This window comes from Lacrimispora sp. 210928-DFI.3.58 (assembly GCF_020554865.1).
Taxonomy (GTDB): domain Bacteria; phylum Bacillota; class Clostridia; order Lachnospirales; family Lachnospiraceae; genus Enterocloster.
Map to the genome: position 1 here is coordinate 1 of NZ_JAJCIC010000137.1, position 248 is coordinate 248.

The window sequence follows — 248 nt, forward strand, 5'->3', positions numbered from 1 at the left end:
GTGACAGAGTGGCCGCATGAGATTTGCAAAGCATTGACAGAAACATTTGGAAGCGGTAATACGCGTGTCAGCGCCAAAGGCGGATACTCCAATCGCGATAAAGCAATGTTGTACTTTGTGGTGAACAGATATCAGGTGATTCGAATGAAAGATATTGTTCATGACATTGATCCAACAGCGTTTATTATTATTAGTGAGGTGGCTGACATCTTTTCTAGTAATAATAACGAATAATGTTGAAAAATACT

General features: G+C 39.1%; 1 protein-coding gene. It reads left to right on the forward strand.

Annotated features, from left to right (window positions below; translation table 11 throughout):
• A partial coding sequence (locus tag LIZ87_RS22255) for a YitT family protein (RefSeq protein ID WP_227149244.1) occupies nt 1–234 on the forward strand: 234 nt, incomplete at its 5' end.
• Between the last annotated feature and the right edge of the window lie 14 nt (nt 235–248).